Origin of the sequence: Pantoea sp. SOD02 (assembly GCF_024707505.1) — a bacterium.
Classification (GTDB): Bacteria; Pseudomonadota; Gammaproteobacteria; order Enterobacterales; family Enterobacteriaceae; genus Pantoea; species Pantoea symbiotica.
Map to the genome: position 1 here is coordinate 1,723,699 of NZ_CP102604.1, position 19,613 is coordinate 1,743,311.

At 54.5% G+C, this 19,613-nt stretch carries 16 protein-coding genes; 8 read left to right on the forward strand and 8 right to left on the reverse strand.

Annotated features, from left to right (window positions below):
• Positions 1 to 51: 51 nt before the first annotated feature.
• Entirely contained in the window at positions 52 to 777 is a 726-nt protein-coding gene (locus tag NR302_RS08035; RefSeq protein ID WP_258145171.1) for a glutamine amidotransferase, read from the forward strand.
• Here the strand turns inward: NR302_RS08035 and NR302_RS08040 are convergent.
• Entirely contained in the window at positions 765 to 1,328 is a 564-nt protein-coding gene (locus NR302_RS08040) for a class I SAM-dependent methyltransferase (protein WP_061716776.1), read from the reverse strand. The two genes, NR302_RS08035 and NR302_RS08040, sit on opposite strands and share 13 nt — an antisense overlap.
• 317 nt (positions 1,329 to 1,645) lie before the next feature.
• Between NR302_RS08040 and NR302_RS08045 the strand changes: the two genes are divergently transcribed.
• The gene (locus NR302_RS08045) at positions 1,646 to 3,166 is read left to right on the forward strand and encodes an aldehyde dehydrogenase family protein (protein WP_008102757.1); all 1,521 of its coding nucleotides are present in this window, start codon (positions 1,646 to 1,648) and stop codon (positions 3,164 to 3,166) included.
• A 172-nt stretch (positions 3,167 to 3,338) separates the two neighbouring features.
• On the forward strand, positions 3,339 to 3,551 hold the full coding sequence (locus NR302_RS08050; protein ID WP_008102759.1) for a hypothetical protein: 213 nt from the start codon (positions 3,339 to 3,341) through the stop codon (positions 3,549 to 3,551).
• Positions 3,552 to 3,652: 101 nt separating this feature from the next.
• Here NR302_RS08050 and fumA read toward each other — a convergent pair whose 3' ends face one another.
• On the reverse strand, positions 3,653 to 5,296 hold the full coding sequence (gene fumA, locus NR302_RS08055) for a class I fumarate hydratase FumA (RefSeq protein WP_008102761.1): 1,644 nt from the start codon (positions 5,294 to 5,296) through the stop codon (positions 3,653 to 3,655).
• 164 nt (positions 5,297 to 5,460) lie between these two features.
• Positions 5,461 to 6,975: an anion permease gene (locus tag NR302_RS08060; protein WP_008102763.1), complete on the reverse strand. Its 1,515-nt coding sequence runs from the start codon at positions 6,973 to 6,975 to the stop codon at positions 5,461 to 5,463.
• Positions 6,976 to 7,580: 605 nt separating this feature from the next.
• Between NR302_RS08060 and NR302_RS08065 the strand changes: the two genes are divergently transcribed.
• Positions 7,581 to 10,361: a flavocytochrome c gene (locus NR302_RS08065; RefSeq protein ID WP_061716774.1), complete on the forward strand. Its 2,781-nt coding sequence runs from the start codon at positions 7,581 to 7,583 to the stop codon at positions 10,359 to 10,361.
• A 51-nt stretch (positions 10,362 to 10,412) separates the two neighbouring features.
• Positions 10,413 to 11,372 carry an FAD:protein FMN transferase gene (locus tag NR302_RS08070; RefSeq protein WP_258144959.1) on the forward strand — a complete coding sequence of 320 codons (960 nt, stop codon included), beginning with the start codon at positions 10,413 to 10,415 and terminating at the stop codon, positions 11,370 to 11,372.
• Here NR302_RS08070 and dcuR read toward each other — a convergent pair.
• The 4 genes from dcuR to NR302_RS08090 all read right to left on the reverse strand — a co-directional run bounded on the left by dcuR (position 11,366) and on the right by NR302_RS08090 (position 14,970).
• A complete protein-coding gene (dcuR, locus tag NR302_RS08075; RefSeq protein ID WP_008102769.1) occupies positions 11,366 to 12,085 on the reverse strand; it encodes a two-component system response regulator DcuR in 720 nt (239 codons plus the stop codon). The genes NR302_RS08070 and dcuR overlap by 7 nt on opposite strands.
• Complete coding sequence (locus NR302_RS08080; RefSeq protein ID WP_258144960.1) at positions 12,082 to 13,707, reverse strand: sensor histidine kinase; 1,626 nt, start codon at positions 13,705 to 13,707, stop codon at positions 12,082 to 12,084. The genes dcuR and NR302_RS08080 overlap by 4 nt, the downstream gene beginning before the upstream one ends.
• Before the next feature lie 108 nt (positions 13,708 to 13,815).
• Positions 13,816 to 14,352, reverse strand: coding sequence for a peptide-methionine (S)-S-oxide reductase MsrA (gene msrA, locus NR302_RS08085; RefSeq protein ID WP_061716771.1), 537 nt, complete (start codon positions 14,350 to 14,352; stop codon positions 13,816 to 13,818).
• Positions 14,353 to 14,415: 63 nt separating this feature from the next.
• Positions 14,416 to 14,970: a flavin reductase family protein gene (locus tag NR302_RS08090; protein WP_008102775.1), complete on the reverse strand. Its 555-nt coding sequence runs from the start codon at positions 14,968 to 14,970 to the stop codon at positions 14,416 to 14,418.
• Positions 14,971 to 15,076: 106 nt separating this feature from the next.
• Here NR302_RS08090 and NR302_RS08095 point away from each other — a divergent pair, with 106 nt between their 5' ends.
• Both NR302_RS08095 and NR302_RS08100 read left to right on the forward strand, forming a co-directional pair.
• Entirely contained in the window at positions 15,077 to 15,580 is a 504-nt protein-coding gene (locus NR302_RS08095; RefSeq protein ID WP_258144961.1) for an ATP-binding protein, read from the forward strand.
• Positions 15,581 to 15,598: 18 nt separating this feature from the next.
• Positions 15,599 to 16,657, forward strand: coding sequence for a nitronate monooxygenase family protein (locus NR302_RS08100; RefSeq protein ID WP_258144962.1), 1,059 nt, complete (start codon positions 15,599 to 15,601; stop codon positions 16,655 to 16,657).
• Positions 16,658 to 16,673: 16 nt separating this feature from the next.
• Here the strand turns inward: NR302_RS08100 and NR302_RS08105 are convergent, their stop codons facing one another.
• A complete protein-coding gene (locus tag NR302_RS08105) occupies positions 16,674 to 17,066 on the reverse strand; it encodes a YgiW/YdeI family stress tolerance OB fold protein (RefSeq protein WP_258144963.1) in 393 nt (130 codons plus the stop codon).
• A gap of 274 nt (positions 17,067 to 17,340) precedes the next feature.
• Here NR302_RS08105 and katE point away from each other — a divergent pair, with 274 nt between their 5' ends.
• A complete protein-coding gene (gene katE, locus NR302_RS08110) occupies positions 17,341 to 19,605 on the forward strand; it encodes a catalase HPII (protein ID WP_258144964.1) in 2,265 nt (754 codons plus the stop codon).
• Positions 19,606 to 19,613 lie beyond the last annotated feature (8 nt).

Here is a 19,613-nt window from a genome sequence, read left to right on the forward strand (position 1 = left end):
ACTGTCAAAGTGGACGTCCGAAAGGCGACCATAATGAGGACCGTATTCGGCATGACACACACCCGCGCTTTACCTCTTGCTCTGATTCAACTCGAAGTTCCCCCGCCGCAGGTTGTGGCGCAAATTGGTGAACAACCCCGCTGGTTTATCGACGCGCTGCAATTGCAGCCTGATGACTATGTGATTGTGCGTCCGCATCTGGGTGATGATTTACCGGCCTTTGACCGCGTCAGTGGCGCGATCCTCAGTGGTTCCTGGGCGATGGTTACCGATCACGCTGACTGGAGCGAACGCACTGCCGCCTGGATTCGTGGCGCGCTGGAAGCGGATCTGCCGCTGCTTGGCGTCTGTTACGGACATCAATTGATGGCGTATGCGCTGGGTGGCAAAGTGGGCGATAACCCGCATGGCTGGGAGCGTGGACTGAAACCGCTGACGCGTAGCGCGCAGGCGCACAACGATCCGTGGCTGGCTGCGTTACCGGGTGAATTTCAGGCGTGGTTGTCACATCGGCAATCGGTGCTAACGCCGCCGCAGCATGCGCAGGTGCTGGCAAGTTCGGCGCAGGATGGCTGTCAGATTTTGCGTTATTCGCCGCAGGCGCTGTCGGTACAGTTCCATCCGGAATTTACCCGCGACATTATGAGCGCCTGTTTACCCGCGGGCGTGAGTGACGATGGTACGCAACTGGCGGGGGAAGATTGGTCGCGTGAACTGCTGCGCCGCTTCTGGCTGCAAACGCGGCCGCAGCCGCGCGCACAGGTTCAGGGCGCGTAGTTACGCGTGCAGCGATAAACCCACGCGGGTGGCATGTTTTTCAGCACCCGCTGGCGTTCCCAGGTGAAGTAGCGTGACAAATTTGGCTGGGTAAACGAGGTGTATTGAAACTGCACGAATACGCCACGTGGACCCAGCGCATCATGCACCGCGCTGAGAATATTGTCGCGTGTGGCGGGCGGTAACGACAGCAGCGGCAAGCCAGAGAAAATCACATCATATTCCCCCGCGAGATATTCTGCCGAGCATGCGCGTACCTGCATGCGCGCATCGGGCAATCCCCGCAGGCTTTTCACCAGTTCCGGGCTAATTTCGAACACATCCAACTGAGCTTGCGGTGACATACGCGACAGCACGTGGCGTGTGAGTACGCCATCACCGGCGCCGAGTTCGGCGATACGCAGGCTGTTATCCCAATTCACCGCATCGCACATGGTGCGGCACAGCGCGGCGGAAGAGGGCGTGATGCTGCCCATTTTGCGCGGGTTACGGATGAATTGCTGAACAAAGTTCGCTTTGGCGCGCATTAACGTCAGGGCTGAAGCCAACATCTGTTTCTCCTGGTTAGTATCCTGCTTCATATTGACCACATATTTCGCCCATGTTCCGCTTTTTGCGGCATAACCGGGAAAACTCGGAATTTTCCGTAACGGAGCAGGGATGATACACAGGCTGCATTTTAGGCATACAAGACCTGGCTGAAACTTAGGGCAATGTGAAAAATCGTAAAGCGATGGGCTGTGCCGGATTTCCTTCGATGCGGTCACAGTTTCCCCTTCTGCGATCTGACAGGCTGACGTTGATCGCTCAATGTTAATAACAGGTTTCATAGTTGTTAATCGCCACTCTGTCCGCAAGGAGAAACACCATGCGTTACGCTGCTCCGGGAGAACAAGGTTCTCTCATTACTCTGCAATCGCGTTATGGCAACTTTATCAACGGCGAATTTGTTGCGCCGGTGAACGGTAATTACTTCGTCAACACCTCACCGATTAATGCTTCCACCATTGGCGAGTTCCCACGCTCGGATCGTGCCGATATCGATAACGCCGTGGCTGCCGCCCAGGCCGCTGCCGATGCGTGGGGCAAAACCTCACCGCAGGCACGCTCGCTGGTGCTGCTGAAAATTGCCGACCGGCTGGAAGAGAATCTGGAATACATCGCGGTCAACGAAACCTGGGATAACGGGAAGCCGGTGCGTGAAACGCTGGCAGCGGATCTGCCGCTGGCGGTCGATCACTTCCGCTATTTCGCTGGCTGCGTGCGTGCGCAAGAAGGCACCGCTGCTGAAATTGATGAGTTCACCGCCGCCTATCACTTCCACGAACCGCTGGGCGTGGTCGGGCAAATCATTCCCTGGAATTTCCCGCTGCTGATGGCGGCATGGAAACTGGCACCGGCACTGGGCGCAGGCAACTGCGTGGTGCTAAAACCGGCCGAGCAAACGCCGCTGTCGATCACGCTGTTTATGGAAGTGATCAAAGATCTGCTGCCGCCGGGCGTGATTAACGTGGTGCACGGCTACGGCAAAGAGGCGGGCGAAGCGCTGGCGTCGCATCCGGGCATCGCCAAAATAGCCTTTACCGGTTCCACCGCAACCGGCGGCCATATTCTGGAGCTGGCGGCGAAAAGTCTGATTCCGTCCACCGTTGAGCTGGGCGGTAAATCGCCGAATATCTTCTTCGAAGACATCATGGATGCCGAAGAGAGTTTCATTGAGAAAGCGGCCGAAGGTGTGGTGCTCGGCTTCCTTAATCAGGGGGAAGTCTGTACCTGTCCATCACGTGCGCTGGTGCAGGAATCGATTTTTGAGCCGTTTATGGCGGCGGTGATGAAGCGTATTAAAACCATCAAACGTGGCGATCCGCTTGATACCGAAACCATGATTGGTGCGCAGGCATCACAGCAGCAGTTCGATAAAATCCTCTCCTATCTGGAGATTGCGCAGCAAGAGGGCGCGCAGGTGCTGCACGGCGGCGGCGTAGAGAAAGTGGGCGAAGAGTTTGCAAGCGGCTACTACATCCAGCCGACGCTGTTGAAAGGCGATAACAGCATGCGCGTGTTCCAGGAAGAGATCTTTGGCCCGGTGGTTGGCGTGCTGACCTTCAAAGATGAAGCCGAAGCGCTGGCTATCGCCAATGACTCGATTTACGGGCTTGGCGCCGGCGTCTGGACGCGTGATATCAACCGCGCCTATCGCATGGGCCGCGCGATTAAAGCTGGTCGCGTGTGGACCAACTGTTATCACCTCTATCCGGCGCACGCGGCGTTTGGCGGCTATAAGAAATCGGGTATTGGCCGCGAAACCCACAAAATGATGCTCGACCATTATCAACAGACTAAAAACCTGCTGGTGAGCTACAGCACGCAACCGCTTGGTTTCTTCTAATGATAAAAGGCAGCGGAGTGATCCGCTGCCTTTTCATCTCTTCGTCATCTTACGACCGCAGGATGACTCTATCGCCAGAAACTTCTGATGGAAGTGGCATCTTTAAGCCAGGTCTTGTGTGTTTAAAGGAGGCGATTGGGCAGAATAGCCCACCTATTTTCAAGGAGAACCCATGAACACGTTGTATAACTACCTGGAACAGCATGACGAGATGCTGGACGGAGTGGAGCAAAATATTATTACCGTTAACCTGCCTGGACGTCAGGCGGTGTATGTAATTGGTCAGAACGATGCTGACCTGCTGTTGGAAGTGAAAGCACGCGAAGTCGCCACGGCGCAGCGGATGGAAACATTGCGTCAGCTGGAGAGCCAATTCCGTTTTTAACTTTTCTGCTTTGCCTCATTTAATGATCAATTCGTCAGAAATATCGCAATAAAAAAGCCGCTATCACGCGATAACGGCTTTTTTGCGGTGCGATGCGTAGATTACTTCACGCAGGCGGCGCAGTTGTTATGAATCTGCTGGAAGAAGTCGTTGCCTTTGTCATCCACCAGAATGAACGCCGGGAAGTTCTCCACTTCAATTTTCCAGATCGCTTCCATGCCGAGCTCGGCATACTCCACGCATTCCAGACTCTTAATACTCTGCTGTGCCAGCACCGCTGCCGGGCCGCCGATGCTGCCCAGATAGAAGCCGCCGTGTTTATGACACGCATCGGTAACCTGCTTGCTGCGGTTGCCCTTCGCCAGCATCACCATGCTGCCGCCGTTGGCCTGCAGCAGGTCAACGTAGGAATCCATACGACCTGCAGTAGTTGGGCCGAGTGAACCAGAGGCATAACCTTCTGGCGTCTTCGCCGGACCCGCATAATAGACCGGATGATCTTTGATGTACTGCGGCAAACCTTCGCCGTTATCGATGCGTTCTTTCAACTTAGCGTGGGCAATGTCGCGCGCCACGATGATGGTGCCATTAAGTGACAAGCGGGTTGAGACTGGATAAGCCGACAGCAGCGCCAGAATCTCACTCATCGGCTGGTTCAGATCGACATGCACCACTTCGCCTTCGCCCTGCTGACGCAGTTCTTCCGGAATGTAGCGGCCTGGATTGTCTTCCATCTTCTCAATCCAGATACCTTCACGGTTGATCTTGGCTTTGATGTTACGGTCTGCTGAGCAAGATACGCCCATACCTACCGGGCAGGATGCGCCATGACGCGGCAGACGTACCACGCGGATATCGTGGGCAAAGTATTTACCACCAAACTGCGCGCCGAGGCCCAGTTCCTGCGAGGCTTTCAGCAGTTCTTCTTCCAGCTGAATGTCGCGGAAGGCCTGACCATGTTCATTACCTTCGGTCGGCAGCGAATCGTAATAGTGGGTTGAGGCCAGCTTGACGGTTTTCAGCGTGGCTTCGGCTGAAGTACCGCCAATCACAAACGCAATGTGGTACGGCGGGCAAGCGGCGGTACCCAGCGACATCATCTTATCGACCAGATAGTTCTTCAGCTTGGCGGGCGTAATCAGCGCTTTGGTTTCCTGATACAGATAGGTTTTATTGGCGGAGCCGCCACCTTTGGCAATGCACAGGAATTTGTATTCGTCGCCATCAACGCTATATAGGTCAATCTGCGCCGGCAGGTTGGTGCCGGTATTCACCTCTTTATACATATCCAGCGCGGCATTCTGTGAATAGCGCAGGTTATCTTCAATAAAGGTGTTGTAGACGCCTTGCGACAGTGCGGCTTCATCGCCGCCGCCGGTCCAGACGCGCTGGCCTTTTTTGCCCATGATGATAGCGGTGCCGGTATCCTGACAGGTTGGCAGCACGCCTTTGGCGGCAATTTCAGAGTTGCGCAGGAACTGCAGGGCAACGTATTTGTCGTTCTTGCTGGCTTCGTCGTCGGCAAGAATTGACGCGACCTGCGCCTGATGCGAGGCGCGCAGCATGAAAGAGGCATCGTGGAATGCCTGCTTCGCCAGCAGCGTCAGCGCTTTGGGATCGACTTTCAGGACTTCTTCGCCATCGAAGTTGGCCACCGAGACGTAATCAGTGCTCAGCAGATAGTATTCGGTATCATCTTTGGCGAGAGGAAAGGGATTCTGATAATAGAAGGGTTTGTTCGACATGTTGGCTCACTTAGCTTCGTGTTGCCCGCCAGCATGACGGGCGACAAATTAGGCAGTCTGTTATTCGATTTTCTCTCGCCAGCCCTCCGCAGGGGCTGACTGGCGAGCATCATAACATTTTCACGGTAATGCGCGGCTCCGTTTTTAACATCGAAGCAACATCATCAGAACATCATCACCATCCATGGATAGGCGACAACCATCAGAAGAACCAGGAACAGCGCGCCGAAGATGGTGCCCAGGCGCCAGTAATCTTTGGTTGGCAGATAGCCGCTACCGTAATAAATCGGGCTTGGGCCGGTGCCGTACGGGGTGATAATGCCCATCACACCCAGAGAAACACACATCATCAAGCAGAATACCGGCATGTTGATGCCCGGGATTGAGGCGGCGATAGTCAGCATTGCTGGCAGCAGCGCGGTGGTGTGCGCGGTGGTACTGGCGAACAGGTAGTGCAGCAGGTAGAAGGCGATTAACAGCACCACCGCAGAAACCTGAGGATCGTAACCGTGCAGCAGCATCGCACCTTCTTTACCCAGCCAGGCGATGAAGCCGACGCGCGCTAAACCATCTGCCAGCGCGACCAGCGTGGCGAACCAGGCGAAGGTGTTCCATGCGGCTTTATTGCTGGTGATGTCATTCCAGTTTAGTACACCGGTCCACAGCATCAGCACGATGACTAACAGTGCGGCCATTGCCGGTTCAATCCATGCGGTGGCGAAGATCCACATCATCAGCGCAGCAACCACGAAGCCCAGCAGCAGGATTTCGTTGCGTTTCAGCTTGCCGAGTTTTTCCAGCTCGGCAGTCGCCCAGCGCGGCACTTCATCATTCACTTTCACTTCTGGCGGATAGAGCCAGTAAGCCAGCAGCGGCATGGTGAGAATCAGCAGCACACCCAGCGGCAGGAAGGCGAGGAACCACATGCCCCATGAGATTTCAAAGCCCACCACGCTTTTCACCAGCGCCAGTGCCAGCAGGTTCGGCGCCAGAGCTGAAAGGAACATTGAGCTGGTGATACAGGCGGCGGTGATCGCCACCCACATCAGGTAAGAACCAATCTTACGCGCGCTTGGGTCGTTAGGTTTTGAACCGTACAGCGGCGGCAGGTTAGCAATGATTGGATAGATGGTACCACCACTGCGCGCGGTGTTGGATGGCGTAAACGGTGCCAGCAACAGGTCAGCGAAGGTAATGGCGTAACCCAGCGTCAGGCTGCGGCGGCCAAGATATTTCACCAGAATCAGCGCCAGGCGGCGACCGAACTGGGTTTTATCGTAGCCGGCGGCGAACATAAAGGCACCGAAGATCAGCCAGACCGTAGAGTTGCCGAAGCCACTTACCGCCCATTTGAACGACTGCGCAGCGGTTTTGAACTTGGGATCCGCCAGTTCTGCCGGGCTAAACAGCACCCACTGGCTGAACAGCGCAATCACCACCACGCCGGTTAAACCGATAACGGCGCCCGGCAGCGGTTCGAAAATCAGTCCCACAATAACCCCGACAAAAATGGCGAAGAAGTGCCATGCGTAAGGTTCCAATCCCGCAGGAGTCGGCACCAGCAGCAACAGCACAGCCACAATAATTGGCAGGCACAACATTATCAGGCGGTTCTTTTTTTTCCCCGGTGCCGCGGGAGGCGCGGTGAGGGATTCACTCTGGGTTGTTTGTGTGTTCATAGTTTTGTCTGCAAGTTATGGAGAATGCGTATATACGCCCCGAACCAAGCTGGTTTTTTTAGTTACAAAACTCTTTTAACAGATTAGTCGTGACATTTAAAACTGAGTTTTAATAAATCGCTATTTACAAAATTTGATGCGCGAATTATCTAATGGATGCGCCTATGATGCGATTAATTAAAATATCTATTTTGATCCAGATCAATAAAGTTTATTCGTGGTTTTTTTGCTTTAAACATGCACGCCTTAATAAATGAACCATTAGGTGAAAATTAACTGTGTGAGGCGAATAAAACGGCACAAATCAAGCAAAAAACAGAGAAAGGAGACGGTTTATCTTTATGATAAGGCTGGATTTGTTTTAAATGTAAGGAAAAAGTTGATTTTTGTCAAGTCTTGGTTAAAACTTAGCTCAGCGCAACTTTCAGCAATAGGTATCAAATATTATTTCCATGCGTAAAACTTATATAACTAACGAATAAGGTTATGTAAGTAAATAAAATGGTATATTTACGCCATGAAATCGGACCACTCAAATAATTATAAATGTCTCCGAACCGCCAAAGAATTGAATACAAAGTTTCTTAATTCTGGAGTTGCTCATCATGAATACGCTCACCCCGATTCTTAATCCGCTTACGCTACCGAAAGGTGCGGTGCTTAAAAACCGATTGGTTATGGCGCCGATGACCACCTGTACCGGTTATTACGATGGCGGTGTTACCAGTGACCTTGTCGAATATTATCGCGTGCGTGCCGGCAGCATCGGTACCGTAATTGTAGAGTGCTGCTTTATTGATAACCGTGGACCTGCTTTCCCAGGTGCGCTCGGTATCGACAGCGACAACAAAATCCCCGGTCTGGCGAAAATTGCCCACGCCATCAAATCGCAAGGCTCCAAAGCGGTTCTGCAGATCTATCACGGCGGCCGCATGGTGGAACCGGCGCTGATCGGCGGTAAAACTCCGGTCGCACCAAGCGCTATCGCCGCACCGCGTGACGGTGCCACCAAACCTCAGGCGCTGACTGCAGAAGAAGTGGATGTGATGATCACCAAGTTTGGTGATGCAGTGAACCGTGCGATTAAAGCCGGCTTCGACGGCGTGGAGATCCACGGTGCCAACACCTATCTGATCCAGCAGTTCTACTCGCCAAACTCTAACCAGCGTGACGACAAATGGGGCGGCAGCCGCGACAATCGCGCGCGTTTCCCACTGGAAGTACTGGAAATTACCCACAAGATGGCGGACCGCTTTGCTGCGGCAGACTTCATCATCGGTTATCGCTTCTCACCGGAAGAGCTGGAAGTGCCGGGCATCCGCTGGGACGACACGCTTTACCTGCTGGAGAAACTGGCAGAGCGCGGTCTTGATTACGTGCACTTCTCGGTTGGCCAACTGCTGCGCCCGTCAATTGTTGACACTCAGGATCCAACGCCGTTGATCACCAAATATCTGGCGCAACGCTCTCCTAATCTGGCGAAAGTGCCGGTGATTGGCGTCGGCGGCATCGTCAATAAAGAAGATGCCGAGAACGCGCTGGAGCACGGTTTCGACTTAGTAGCAGTCGGTAAAGCCTGCATCGCTTATCCGGACTGGACCGATCGCGTCATCAAGAATCAGCATATGGAGCTGTATATCGACAGCACCAAGCGCGAAGAGTTGACCATTCCAGAACCGCTGTGGCGCTTCTCGCTGGTGGATGCGATGATCCGTGACACCAGCGATACCGGCCGTAAATACAAAGCGGGCGTTTATCAGGCGAAAGTGGAAGCCGAAGCGCTGAAGCTGAAAATCAACGTTACGCTCGACACCGACCGTATCACCGATATCTCTCTGGTGCCGGATCCGAGTCTCGACGTCGACTTCACCAGCACCTTCGAAAGCCTGCGTGAACGCATTCTGGTGGCGAACAGCCCGCACGTGGATGCCATCACCGGCGCCACCACGCAGAGTGAAGCGCTGAAAAAAGCGGTATCGCGCGCCATGACCACCTCAAGCAAAGAGTATGTGATTGAAGAGGGCGGTAACCCGAACGCGCCGGTCAATTATGATGTGGTGGTGGTGGGCACCGGCGGTGCCGGTCTGGCGGCGGCGATTCAGGCGCATGACGATGGCGCACGCGTGGTGATCATCGAGAAGATGCCAACCATCGGCGGTAACACCATCAAGGCCTCGGTCGGCATGAACGCAGCGGAAACCCGTTATCAGAAGTTGAAAGGCATCGAAGACAGCAAAGAGCTGTTCTACGAAGAGACGCTGAAGGGCGGCAAATTCAAAAACAATCCGGTGTTGCTGCGCGAGTTCGTTGAGCAAGCGCCCGAAGCGATTGAGTGGCTGGCAGCGAAAGAGATCGAGCTGTGCGACATCACCATCACCGGCGGCATGAGCATCGATCGTACGCACCGTCCGGAAGATCGCTCTGCGGTCGGCGGCTTCCTGATCAGCGGCCTGGTGAAAAACGTTAACCAGCGCAATATCGAAGTGCTGCTGGAAACCTCGGTAGCGGAAATTCTGGTGGAAAACGGCGCGGTCACCGGCGTGAAAGTGGTGGATGAGTACAATGACAGCCGCATTATCAACGCCAAAAGCGTGATTGTGGCGACCGGCGGCTTCAGTGCCAACCGCGAAATGGTAGTGAAATATCGCCCTGAGCTGGACGGTTTCGTCACCACCAACCACAAAGGCGCCACCGGCAGCGGCATCGCCATGCTGCAGCACATCGGTGCGGATACCGTGGATATGGGCGAAATCCAGATTCACCCAACGGTTGAGCAAACCACTTCGTACCTGATTTCCGAAGCGATGCGCGGCGGCGGGGCGATTTTGGTGAGCCAGGCGGGCAAGCGTTTCTACAACGAAATGGAAACCCGCGACAAAGTTTCCGCTGAGATCATCGCGCTGCCAGAGAAGAGTGCGTGGATTGTGTTTGATGAGCAGGTACGCGCCAACAACAAAGCGGCTGACGAATACATCGCCAAAGGTTTTGTTATCAGCGCACCAACGCCACACGAGCTGGCGGTGAAACTCAACATGGATCAGGAGGCGCTGCAAACCACGCTGGGTCGTTACAACGAGTTCGTGGCAAAGCAGGATGACGAAGACTTCGGTCGTAAGACTGCGCTGCGTCACCCGCTGAATAAAGGACCGTACTTCGCGATTCGTATCGCACCGGGCGTGCACCACACTATGGGCGGCGTGACCATCAACACCGATACCGCGGTGCTGGATGCGCAGAAAGAGGTGATTCCAGGTGCCTGGGCGGCGGGTGAAGTGGTCGGCGGCATTCACGGCGCCAACCGCATCGGCGGTAACGCGGTGGCTGATATCATCATCTTCGGTATCAAAGCCGGTCATAACGCGGCTAAACTGGCGTTAGGACATTAAGCTGTAAAGATGCCCGCCTTGTGCGGGCATCGTTTTATTTAGAGGCATGCAATGACCGCTGGCGTTTTTTCTTACTCTGCCGTTCTGATGGGTTCACCCATTCTGCTCAAATTGTTCGATGACAATCCCACGCTTGCCCGCCACGTCTTTCAACTGATCAAACAGCAAGAAAACCTGTTCACCGTTAATCGCGCTGAATCCGAAGTCATGTCGATCAACCACGCCGCAGGCCGCCATCCGGTGATCGTCAGCGAGCCAGTATTCGCCTTAATCAGCGTGGCGCACGCGGTGAGTTTGCTGCCGGATAGCGCCTTTAATTTCACTATTGGCCCGGTGGTAAAACGCTGGAAAATTGGCTTTCAGGGTCGCGCCGTACCGCCTGCGCTGGAAATCGCTTCACTGCTGAAACTGACCGATCCGCATCAGGTGCTGCTCAATCCCGCCGATCGCTCCGTGTTTTTGCAACAGCCGGGCATGGAGATCGATCTCGGTGCCATCGCCAAAGGCTACATCGCCGATCGCGTGCAGGCGTTTTTGCGTCAGCAGGGCGTGCAGCAGGCGCTGATCAATCTGGGTGGCAATGTGCAAACGCTGGGATCGCCGCCGCACGAGCCGCAAGGTTGGGGCATTGGCCTGAAAAAGCCGTTTGGTCGCGATGATGAGCTGTTAGGCGTGCTGCAGGTGCAGGGCAAATCGGTGGTGACGTCGGGGATTTATGAACGTTACTTCGAACTGGATGGCCGCTGCTGGCACCATATTTTTGATCCGCAAACCGGCTATCCATTGGATAACGAACTGCTGAGCGTGACGGTGATTTCCGATCGCTCAATTGATGGCGATATCTACACCACGCTGCTCTACGGCATGGGCGTGGAGCAAGGGCTGGCTTATCTCGCTGACCAGCCCGACATCGACGCGGTTTTCGTTACGCGCGATCGGCAGATCATCTGCTCCTCGCCGCATCATTTCCACTTCCAGCAGCTCGATTTCGACTGGCAGCTGCGTTACTGACAATATTGCTGCAGCAGCGAATGGTATTCCGGCTGCAGACGATAGCGGTACACCGGACGACCGGTCGCGCCGTAGTGAATACTGGTGAACAGAATATTAATCTGCGCCAGCCAAATCAGGTATTTACGGCAGGATACGCGCGAGATGTTCACTTCAGCCGCCAGTTCGTCGGTGGAGAATTCGTGTCCCGGATGCGCATCAATCCACTGACACAGCGTGCGTAGCGTTTGCGGCGTTAAGCCTTTTGGCAAGCGCTTGTTGTCGTGCTGCGTCGCCGGGCTGCCGTGAATCAGCAGATCCACATCCGCTTGCTGATAGTAATGCTGATTGTCCATCAGCGACTTCTTCTGCCGCCAGCCGGTCAGCGCTTCTTCAAAACGCGGGAACTGGAATGGTTTGATCAGGTAGTCCACTACGCCGTAGTGCAGCGAGGTTTTGATATTCTCCGCATCAGCGGCAGACGAAATGATGATCACTTCCACCGCGCTCTGCGCCGTGCGCAGCTCCGGCAACAGATCGAGGCCATTTTCCTGCTGCATATAGATATCCAGCAGCACCAGATCGACCGCGGTATCGCTGTTGAACAGGATCTCTTTCGCCTGCTTCAAGGTTGAGGCGGTGCCACAACAGTGAAAGCCCTGAATTTGGCCGATATACGCGCGATTAAGCTCGGCGACCATGGCGTCATCATCGACCACTAACACATTGATCATGCGGATTGGTTTCCTCCATCCCAGGGAAGTTGGACTAAAAATTGGGTAAACACGCCGGGTTCTGACTCGACACTCACGCTGCCACCGATATTTTCGGTTTGCTGCTGCAGCAGAAACAGCCCGACACCACGGTTTTCACCTTTGGTGGAGAAGCCTTTTTCGAAAATGGTGCTGAGATGATCGGCTTCAATGCCCGGACCATCATCACTCACTTCGCAGGTTAGCCAACCGTTTTGGTAGTGCAGCATCACGTGAATCTCGCCTTCTACCTGCTCGCTCATTGCATCCAGCGCGTTCTCAATCAGATTGCCGATCACCGTAATCAGCGCCGCCATCTGCTGCTCATTGCCGCTGTCAGGCAGGAAGCTGGCATCGCTGATGGTCAGGCGATGACCGCAATCCGATGCGCGATTGATTTTGCTCAGCAAGAAACCGGCAATCACCGGAGACTTAATTTTATCGAGCAGGAAACCGATCTCAGTTTGGTAATTATTGGCGGTTTTGAGAATGTAGCTTTCCACCTGCGTGTAGTTTTTCATATGCAGCAGGCCGAGGATCACATGCAGCTTGTTCATAAACTCGTGCGAGCGCTCACGCAGCGCATCGACGTAGTTTACCATGCCCGTCAAGCGCTGCATCAGTTGACTGATTTCCGTCTTATCCCTGAAGGTGCAGACCGCGCCGATAATCCGTCCCTGGCTGCGCACTGGCACGGTATTACTCAGTAACACGCGGCCATTCACATTTAACTCTTCATCACGCCGTGCGCGCCCGCTTTGCAGCACATCCTGCAGATGATGGTTGATCACCGAGGCATCGTAGATGCGGTCGCCGCTGATGGTGCCCATCGAATCGTTCAGCAACGAACGCGCCGCCTGATTGACCAGCGTCACCTGCGCCTGATCGTCCATTGCTACCACGCCTTCTTTTAGCGAATTGAGAATCGCCTGGCGCTGTTCAAACAGGGTGGAAATTTCGTAGGGTTCAAGGCCAAACAGGATGCGCTTCAGGACGCGTACCAATACAAAGGTGCCGATGGCGCCCGCAAAGGTGCCAATCAGGATAGTCCACAAGATGCTCCAGCGGCTTTGATTAATCTGATCGGTAACGGCGCTGAGTGAAATGCCCACTACCACAACACCAATCTGCTTATGCTGCGCATTATAGACCGGCGTATAGACGCGCATTGCCCGGCCCAGTACACCTTGATTGACGGAGACATTTTCATGGCCGCGTATCGCGGGCTCAATATCCGTACCAATAAAGTGCTGACCGATGAGTTCAGGATTCAGGTGCGAATAGCGGATGGTATCCATGTTGGTCACCACCACAAACAGCAGGTTATTGCTTTCCTGCACGGCTTTAGCAATGGGTTGGATGCTGGTGGCATTTGGCGGCAATATCAGCGCGCGCTGAATCTCAGGAAATTTGGCCAGTGTGCGCGCCACCGCCATCGCTTTGTCCTCCAGCTGCGCGCGGGTCGCGGCGCCAATCTGGAAGAAATAGAACATATGCACGCTGAGCAGCACCAGCACAATCACCGCGCTGAGCATCAGAGTGACCAGCGTATTGAGCTTCATCGGCTGCTTGCGCGCCGCGATTCCTTGCTGTGAAGAAGACATGATCGCTCTCAGAGGAGAAGAGGGCGTGTATTATGACGGATAAACTGCAGAAGGTCGCGTATCACGTACGGTCGCCATTCATGGCGACCGTCTGAACTCACGCGGGAATTAACTCGATTTAACCCGATTGGCAAAACTCTTACGCAGCTTCTGCAGTTTCGGTGGGATCACCGCCATGCAGTAGCCGTTGCGCTGACCTGCGCCTTCCCAATAATCCTGATGATAACCTTCCGCCGCATACCACTCTTTCAGCGGCTCGATGGTGGTAACCACCGGATCGCTCAGTCCTTCCTGCGCACGCGCAATCGCGGCAATCGCTTCGGCTTCCTGCTCAGCATTCGCCGGGAAAATCGCCGAACGATACTGGGTGCCCACATCATTGCCCTGGCGGTTCAGCGTGGTCGGATCGTGGGTGGCGAAGCTGATATCCAGCAGATCGCCATACTTCACCTGTTGCGGATCGAAACCGATACGAATCGCTTCGGCATGACCGGTCGCGCCGCTGCACACCTGCTCGTAGGTTGGGTTCGGACGTGCGCCGCCGGTATAACCACTCTCGACTGACTCGACGCCAATCACATCTTTAAACACTGCTTCAGTACACCAGAAACAGCCACCAGCGATCACCGCATATTCGGTTGCCATTATATTTACTCCTGTCAGGGCGAAAGGTTAAAAGTGGGGGCAAGCCCATATCAATTCAAGCAGTTAAATTAACATTTCTGGCTTAAAGTCGCTGCGCTTGTCGAGCCGCAAGTTGCTCATCACGCTAAAGCGTCCTTCGCCGGTGTAGTGCAGCGTCGGTGGGAACTCCGGCGTTTCTGCCACATGCGCTTTGACGATCTCAAAGATAAAGAAGTTGTAGTTATCCACCATCGAATCGTCATACAGCTGGCACTCGAAGCTGGCAAAGCACTCATCGATTAACGGCGCATTGACTACGCTGGCCGGTTCGGGCGTCAGGTTAAAGGCATCAAACTTATCAAGGCGATCGCCGTGGCTGTTGCCGATCGCTACCACGTTATCCACCAGATTGGCCGACGGCACGTTAATCACGCACTGTCCGCTCTGGCGAATCAGTTCATGGCTGTAATTGCCGCCGGCAATCATGCAGCCAACCAGCGAGGGCGAGAACTCCAGAATGGTGTGCCAGCCGAGCGTCATGATGTCGCGGTGATCCTCAAACTGTGAACTCAGCAGCACCACCGGACCCGGCTCCAGATATTTGCGCGCTTTACTCACCGGAAAGTCGATTTTATGCATCGGGATTCTCCTGTTGTAGGTACAGATGTTCTAAGTGTAGCTGCGACCCTTTACTGGGCTGGCATTTCACGGCATGTTAATGCGTCATCTTATCTGGAGCTGTTTTATGGAATCTGCGTGCGCGTCCACATCTCGTCCTGTGTTGCATCTGCTGTGCGGTAAAATTGCAGCCGGAAAATCGACGCTGGCTCATCAACTGGCGCAGCAAACCGGCGCGGTGATCATCAGTGAAGATGCCTGGCTGGCGCATCTGTTTGCTGAAGAGATGCAGGATGTAGCGGATTACGTGCGCTGTGCCGGTAAGCTGCGTAATGCGATGACGCCGCATCTTATTTCGCTGTTGCAGTGTGGCGTGTCGGTGGTGCTGGATTTCCCCGCCAACACCGTGGCTCAACGCCAGTGGATGAAGGCGGTGATCCACAGCGCCGAGGCTGAACATCAACTGCATTTCCTCGATGTGCCCGATGAACTGTGTAAATCGCGGCTGCACGCGCGCAATGCATCCGGCCAGCACGACTTCGCCGCCACCGATGCGCAGTTTGCGCTGATCAGCAGTTACTTCGTCGCGCCACACAGCGATGAAGGGTTTAACGTGGTGAATCACCGTTAATTAAGCAGGGAGGCAAAAATGAATTATCCGCTGTGCCAGAAGCTTAACCTCACTTATCCGATCATTCAGGCGCCAATGGCCGGCGTCTCCACGCCGGAACTGGCGGCGGCGGTGAGTAACAGCGGCGCATTGGGATCGATCAGCGTGGGTGCCTCAACACCGCAGCAGGCGGAAATCATGATCCGCAAAACGCTTTCGCTGACCTCCGCGCCGATTAACGTCAACGTCTTCTGCCACGCGCCGGTGCAGCGCAATCCACAGCTAGAACAAGCGTGGATCGCCCGCTTTCAGCCGGTGTTTGCTCGCTATGAAGCGACACCGCCGGATGCGCTGTCGGAGATTTACCAAACGTTTGTCGATAACGACGCGATGCTGGAGGTGTTGCTGGAAACCGCGCCCGCCGCAGTGAGTTTCCACTTTGGTTTGCCGTCCGCCGCTTTCGTGCAGCGTTTGAAAAGTCGCGGCATTATCACGCTGGCGAGCGCCACCAGTATCCGCGAAGCTCAGGCGATTGAAGCCGCCGACATCGATTTTATTGTGGCGCAGGGCATTGAGGCGGGCGGGCATCGCGGGATATTCCATCCTCAAGGCGACGATCAGCAGCTCAGCACCTTCACGTTGGTGCAGGCCATTCGCCAGGTTTCGCGCCTGCCGGTGATTGCCGCCGGTGGTGTGATGGACGGCGCAGGCATTGCCGCCATGCTCAAATTGGGCGCGGCGGGCGTTCAGCTGGGCACCGCGTTTATCTTGTGCCCGGAATCCGCTGCCAATGCGGCTTATCGTCAGGCGCTGAAAAGCGAGCAGTCCAATAGCACCGAGATGATCGCCGCCATCTCTGGCCGCTCAGCAAGATGTCTCACCAACGATTTCTGCCACCTGGCGCGCGAATTTGCGCAGGAATCCATTCCACCTTATCCACTCACCTATGCGTTAGGCAAAGCGCTTGCCGCCGCAGCGGCTGCCAAAGGCGTGCACGGCTTTGGCGCGCAGTGGGCCGGACAGGGCGCGATGCTGGCGCGGGAAATGCCGGCTGCTGAATTGGTCAAAACGCTGGTGAAGGAGTGGCAGGCGGCATAACGCCGCCGCTAATTAATTAAGGCTCATCAATACGCGTTACGTTTAAATGAGAATTATCGCCGCGACCATAAACTTTTCCGCTGACGCGAATTTTGTCATCAGCCTTATACGTTTTGCCTTTAAAAGCTTCGGCCTTAGCATCAAGAGTGATGGTTCCCGTATTATCCCGGAATTCGTAACTCTCATCTTTTAATTTTTTAACGATGTAACCTTCTAAGGTGACATATCCGCCCTGACGAAAATCACGAATGCGTGATATCGGCGTTTGGCCCGTGTCTTCAGAACCTTTGTAGCCTGCATCCTGTTTACTTTGTGGCGGTGCGCTTTCTCCGGCCTCGAATCCGCCTTGTGCCGCACTGGCACCCACGCTTAACAGCATTAATAACGACGCTAAAACACGTTGCTTCATCTCTTCACCCGCTATTTATTTATCCATGATGTTTAATCCTGGCACAATTACGTCTGTTTACACGTTAGAGCCCTGGCTAATTAATCGGGTATGAAAAGTATTTATTTTGTACAGAAAGTGAAATGGGCATAAAAATATAAAACGCTTCGCTTAAATTTACTTCACGGCAAATCAACGCCATTCATCTCTTTAAACATCATTTATAAGCGAAGCGGAAATTTAAATGCTTTTTTGCTCTACAGTTAATAGGGTCTTAACTGGAGGAGCATGTGAAATGTCGAAAGATAAAAAAGAGCAAAATTTAACCCATACCGCGCCGCACAAAGGGCCAGAAACCTCTGAGCCGGGTTTAGGTGACTTAGCGCCGCATGATGGTGGACATAAACCTGCCGCCGAACCTACACCGCCGGGCAAACAGCCCACCGCGCCTGGCAGCCTCAAAGCGCCCGCGACGCAAAACGATAAGCTTGAGCAGCTCGATGAGTACCGTAAAAATGGTGAAAACGCTGACCTGACCACCAATCAGGGCACGCGCATCGCCAACGATCAGAACTCATTGCGTGCCGGTGCACGCGGCCCCACGCTGCTTGAAGACTTCATCATGCGCGAAAAAATCACGCATTTTGACCATGAACGCATTCCTGAACGTATCGTGCATGCGCGCGGTTCGGCGGCGCACGGCTATTTCCAGCCTTACCGCTCGCTGGAAAAACTGACCAAAGCAGGCTTCCTCAGCGATGCCGAAAAAATCACACCCGTCTTCGTGCGTTTTTCCACCGTGCAAGGTGGTGCAGGATCGGCTGATACGGTGCGCGATATCCGTGGATTCGCCACCAAGTTCTATACCGATGAGGGCGTATTTGATTTAGTCGGCAACAACACGCCAGTGTTTTTCATTCAGGATGCGCATAAATTCCCGGACTTTGTGCATGCGGTGAAACCCGAGCCGCACAACGAAATCCCGCAAGGGCAAAGTGCGCATGACACCTTCTGGGATTATGTGTCGCTGCAACCGGAAACGCTGCACAACGTCATCTGGGCGATGTCGGATCGCGGCATTCCGCGCAGCTATCGCACCATGGAAGGTTTCGGTATCCATACTTTCCGCCTGATTAACGCCGAGGGTAAATCTACCTTTGTGCGTTTCCACTGGAAACCGGTGGCAGGCAAAGCATCGCTGCTGTGGGATGAGGCGCAGAAGCTGACCGGCCGCGATCCTGACTTCCATCGCCGCGATCTGTGGGAAGCGATTGAAGCCGGCGATTTCCCGGAATATGAACTGGGTTTGCAGCTGATCCCGGAAGAGGATGAGTTCAAGTTCGATTTCGACATTCTCGATGCCACCAAACTGATTCCGGAAGAGCTGGTGCCGGTTGAGCTGGTTGGCAAAATGGTGCTCAACCGCAATCCGGACAACTTCTTCGCTGAAACCGAACAGGTGGCGTTCCATCCGGGCCACATTGTGCCGGGGCTGGATTTCAGCAACGATCCGCTGCTGCAGGGCCGTTTGTTCTCCTACACCGATACGCAAATCAGCCGTTTGGGTGGGCCGAACTTCCATGAGATTCCGATCAATCGTCCGGTTTGCCCGTACCACAACTTCCAGCGTCAGGGCATGCATCGTACGGAAATCAATACCAATCCGGCCAACTACGAACCGAACTCCATCAACAACAACTGGCCGCGTGAAGTGCCGCCAGCGGCGAAACAGGGCGGATTTGAGAGTTATCAGGAACGCATTGAAGGCAGCAAGGTGCGCGAGCGCAGCCCATCGTTTGGCGAATATTACTCACAGCCACGGCTGTTTTGGCTGAGCCAGACGGCGGAAGAGCAGCAGCACATTATTGGCGCTTATTCGTTTGAGCTCAGTAAGGTGGCGCGTCCTTATATCCGCGAGCGCGTGGTCGATCATCTTCTGCAGATTGATGTCACGCTGGCGCAGGCCGTGGCGAAAAATCTCGGTCTGAAGCTAAGTGATGAGCAGCTGAAAACCGCGCCGCCGAAGGATGTCAATGGACTGCAAAAGGACGAAAGTCTCAGCCTGTACGCACAACCGAGCGGCGATATTAAAGGCCGTCAGGTCGCATTAATGTTGAGCGATGGCGTGAAAGCTGCCGACGTGCTGGCGATTCTGCAGGCGCTAAAAGCGCAGGGCGTGCATGCCAAAATCCTGGCGGCACATATGGGGCAAGTGCTGGCTGATGACGGCTCGGTGCTGCCGGTTGATGCCACCTTTACCGGTCTTCCTTCACTGACCTTTGATGCGGTGATTGTGCCGGATGGCAATATTGATGCGTTGCTGCTGAGCGGCGATGCGCGCTATTTCCTGCTGGAAGCGTACAAGCATCTTAAAGCCATTGGTCTGAGCGGTGATGCGCGCCGGTTCAAAGCGCAGTTCAACGTGCAGGATAATGAAACCGAGGAAGGGCTGGTGGAAGCGGTGAAAGCCGAAGGCAGCTTTATGGCGGATTTCCTCGCGTTGATGGCATCTCATCGCGTCTGGTCGCGCAGTAAAAAAGCGCTGACCGTCGCAGCATAAAACTTCAG

Coding starts and splice junctions, on each gene's coding strand:
- NR302_RS08035 (WP_258145171.1), top strand. CDS start 52: ATGACACACACCCGCGCTTTACCTCTTGCTCTGATTCAACTCGAAGTT.
- msrA (WP_061716771.1), bottom strand. CDS start 14,352: ATGGCAACCGAATATGCGGTGATCGCTGGTGGCTGTTTCTGGTGTACT.
- dcuR (WP_008102769.1), bottom strand. CDS start 12,085: ATGATCAATGTGTTAGTGGTCGATGATGACGCCATGGTCGCCGAGCTT.
- NR302_RS08050 (WP_008102759.1), top strand. CDS start 3,339: ATGAACACGTTGTATAACTACCTGGAACAGCATGACGAGATGCTGGAC.
- NR302_RS08090 (WP_008102775.1), bottom strand. CDS start 14,970: ATGCATAAAATCGACTTTCCGGTGAGTAAAGCGCGCAAATATCTGGAG.
- katE (WP_258144964.1), top strand. CDS start 17,341: ATGTCGAAAGATAAAAAAGAGCAAAATTTAACCCATACCGCGCCGCAC.
- NR302_RS08070 (WP_258144959.1), top strand. CDS start 10,413: ATGACCGCTGGCGTTTTTTCTTACTCTGCCGTTCTGATGGGTTCACCC.
- NR302_RS08095 (WP_258144961.1), top strand. CDS start 15,077: ATGGAATCTGCGTGCGCGTCCACATCTCGTCCTGTGTTGCATCTGCTG.
- NR302_RS08040 (WP_061716776.1), bottom strand. CDS start 1,328: ATGTTGGCTTCAGCCCTGACGTTAATGCGCGCCAAAGCGAACTTTGTT.
- NR302_RS08100 (WP_258144962.1), top strand. CDS start 15,599: ATGAATTATCCGCTGTGCCAGAAGCTTAACCTCACTTATCCGATCATT.
- NR302_RS08065 (WP_061716774.1), top strand. CDS start 7,581: ATGAATACGCTCACCCCGATTCTTAATCCGCTTACGCTACCGAAAGGT.
- NR302_RS08080 (WP_258144960.1), bottom strand. CDS start 13,707: ATGTCTTCTTCACAGCAAGGAATCGCGGCGCGCAAGCAGCCGATGAAG.
- fumA (WP_008102761.1), bottom strand. CDS start 5,296: ATGTCGAACAAACCCTTCTATTATCAGAATCCCTTTCCTCTCGCCAAA.
- NR302_RS08105 (WP_258144963.1), bottom strand. CDS start 17,066: ATGAAGCAACGTGTTTTAGCGTCGTTATTAATGCTGTTAAGCGTGGGT.
- NR302_RS08060 (WP_008102763.1), bottom strand. CDS start 6,975: ATGAACACACAAACAACCCAGAGTGAATCCCTCACCGCGCCTCCCGCG.
- NR302_RS08045 (WP_008102757.1), top strand. CDS start 1,646: ATGCGTTACGCTGCTCCGGGAGAACAAGGTTCTCTCATTACTCTGCAA.